2 rRNA genes are annotated in these 3241 nt (G+C 53.9%); both read left to right on the forward strand.

What is annotated here, in order from left to right:
• Positions 1-32: 32 nt before the first annotated feature.
• Positions 33-2913: ribosomal RNA gene (locus tag AC1ECK_RS36550) — 23S ribosomal RNA — on the forward strand.
• Positions 2914-3124: 211 nt separating this feature from the next.
• Positions 3125-3237 (forward strand): 5S ribosomal RNA (rrf, locus tag AC1ECK_RS36555).
• Positions 3238-3241: the final 4 nt, after the last annotated feature.

The raw sequence follows: 3241 nt of genomic DNA on the forward strand, positions 1-3241 counted from the left end.
AGTGGGTCTTGCAAGAGACACACCCGTTATAGGGTCAAGCGAACAAGTGCATGTGGTGGATGCCTTGGCGATCACAGGCGATGAAGGACGCGGTAGCCTGCGAAAAGCGGTGGGGAGCTGGCAAACGAGCTTTGATCCACCGATATCCGAATGGGGAAACCCGGCCCGTATGGGTCATCCTGAGCTGAATACATAGGCTCAGTGAAGCGAACGCGGCGAACTGAAACATCTAAGTAGCCGCAGGAAAAGAAATCAACCGAGATTCCCAGAGTAGTGGCGAGCGAAATGGGACCAGCCTGCATTCTTTATCTGAACTGTTAGCCGAACGCTCTGGAAAGTGCGGCCATAGCGGGTGATAGCCCCGTAGGCGAAAACAGATTGGAAGAACTAGGGATGCGACAAGTAGGGCGGGACACGTGAAATCCTGTCTGAAGATGGGGGGACCATCCTCCAAGGCTAAATACTCGTGATCGACCGATAGTGAACCAGTACCGTGAGGGAAAGGCGAAAAGAACCCCGGGAGGGGAGTGAAACAGATCCTGAAACCGCATGCATACAAACAGTCGGAGCCTTTGAAAGAGGGTGACGGCGTACCTTTTGTATAATGGGTCAGCGACTTACATTCAGTGGCGAGCTTAACCGATTAGGGCAGGCGTAGCGAAAGCGAGTCCGAACAGGGCGTCCAGTCGCTGGGTGTAGACCCGAAACCAGGTGATCTATCCATGGCCAGGATGAAGGTGCGGTAACACGTACTGGAGGTCCGAACCCACTAACGTTGAAAAGTTAGGGGATGAGCTGTGGATAGGGGTGAAAGGCTAAACAAACCTGGAAATAGCTGGTTCTCTCCGAAAACTATTTAGGTAGTGCCTCGTGTCTCACCTTCGGGGGTAGAGCACTGTCATGGTTGAAGGGTCCATTGCGGATTACTTCGCCATAGCAAACTCCGAATACCGAAGAGTGCAATCACGGGAGACAGACATCGGGTGCTAACGTCCGGTGTCAAGAGGGAAACAACCCAGACCGCCAGCTAAGGTCCCGAAATATGGCTAAGTGGGAAACGAAGTGGGAAGGCTAAAACAGTCAGGAGGTTGGCTTAGAAGCAGCCATCCTTTAAAGAAAGCGTAATAGCTCACTGATCGAGTCGTCCTGCGCGGAAGATGTAACGGGGCTAAGCCATATACCGAAGCTGCGGATGCACAGTAATGTGCATGGTAGGAGAGCGTTCCGTAAGCCTGCGAAGGTGCACTGGAAAGTGTGCTGGAGGTATCGGAAGTGCGAATGCTGACATGAGTAGCGATAAAGGGGGTGAAAGGCCCCCTCGCCGTAAGCCCAAGGTTTCCTACGCAACGTTCATCGGCGTAGGGTGAGTCGGCCCCTAAGGCGAGGCAGAAATGCGTAGCTGATGGGAAGCAGGTTAATATTCCTGCACCATTGTTAGATGCGATGGGGGGACGGATCGCGGAAGGTTGTCCGGGTGTTGGAAGTCCCGGTCCTTGCATTGGAGAAGGCGTCTTGGCAAATCCGGGCGCGGAATTCAAGGGTGCGAGGCCAGTCGCTCAGGCGACGAAGCAATCGGAAGTGGTTCCAGGAAAAGCCTCTAAGCTTCAGTCTAACAAGACCGTACCGCAAACCGACACAGGTGGGCGAGATGAGTATTCTAAGGCGCTTGAGAGAACTCGGGAGAAGGAACTCGGCAAATTGGTACCGTAACTTCGGGATAAGGTACGCCCCTGTAGCTTGATGCCCCTGCGGGCAGAGGGTGAAGGGGTTGCAATAAACTGGTGGCTGCGACTGTTTAATAAAAACACAGCACTCTGCAAACACGAAAGTGGACGTATAGGGTGTGACGCCTGCCCGGTGCCGGAAGATTAAATGATGGGGTGCAAGCTCCTGATTGAAGTCCCGGTAAACGGCGGCCGTAACTATAACGGTCCTAAGGTAGCGAAATTCCTTGTCGGGTAAGTTCCGACCTGCACGAATGGCGTAACGATGGCCACACTGTCTCCTCCCGAGACTCAGCGAAGTTGAAGTGTTTGTGATGATGCAATCTCCCCGCGGCTAGACGGAAAGACCCCATGAACCTTTACTGTAGCTTTGCATTGGACTTTGAACCGGTCTGTGTAGGATAGGTGGGAGGCTGTGAAGCGTGGACGCCAGTCTGCGTGGAGCCAACCTTGAAATACCACCCTGGCTTGTTTGAGGTTCTAACCTTGGCCCGTGATCCGGGTCGGGGACAGTGCATGGTAGGCAGTTTGACTGGGGCGGTCTCCTCCCAAAGTGTAACGGAGGAGTACGAAGGTACGCTAGGTACGGTCGGAAATCGTGCTGATAGTGCAATGGCATAAGCGTGCTTAACTGCGAGACCGACAAGTCGAGCAGGTGCGAAAGCAGGTCATAGTGATCCGGTGGTTCTGTATGGAAGGGCCATCGCTCAACGGATAAAAGGTACTCTGGGGATAACAGGCTGATACCGCCCAAGAGTTCATATCGACGGCGGTGTTTGGCACCTCGATGTCGGCTCATCTCATCCTGGGGCTGTAGCCGGTCCCAAGGGTATGGCTGTTCGCCATTTAAAGAGGTACGTGAGCTGGGTTTAAAACGTCGTGAGACAGTTTGGTCCCTATCTGCCGTGGGCGCTGGATATTTGAAGGGGGCTGCTCCTAGTACGAGAGGACCGGAGTGGACGAACCTCTGGTGTACCGGTTGTCACGCCAGTGGCATCGCCGGGTAGCTATGTTCGGAAGAGATAACCGCTGAAAGCATCTAAGCGGGAAACTCGCCTTAAGATGAGATATCCCCGGGGCTTCGAGCCCCTTGAAGGGTCGTTCAAGACCAGGACGTTGATAGGTCAGGTGTGGAAGCGCAGTAATGCGTTAAGCTAACTGATACTAATTGCCCGTAAGGCTTGATCCTATAACCGGTGTGTTTCGCGGTCAGCGTTAGCGCTTCAGCGCTTACGCGGACCCTGCCCCCGAAGGGGGTAAGGACACCACGCACGGTTGAGAGATCGATGTTGTGCCAGAAACGACACAACCCAAAAGCTTCATCTGATGTTCCCTCATCAGAAACTACTTCTTCCGGATTGGTTGTGCCGCCCACAAAAGCGACACAGCAACAAGTCATGCCTGATGACCATAGCGAGTCGGTCCCACCCCTTCCCATCCCGAACAGGACCGTGAAACGACTCCACGCCGATGATAGTGCGGATTCCCGTGTGAAAGTAGGTAATCGTCAGGCTCCC

It is taken from the genome of Paraburkholderia sp. SSBN10T (assembly GCF_056619545.1).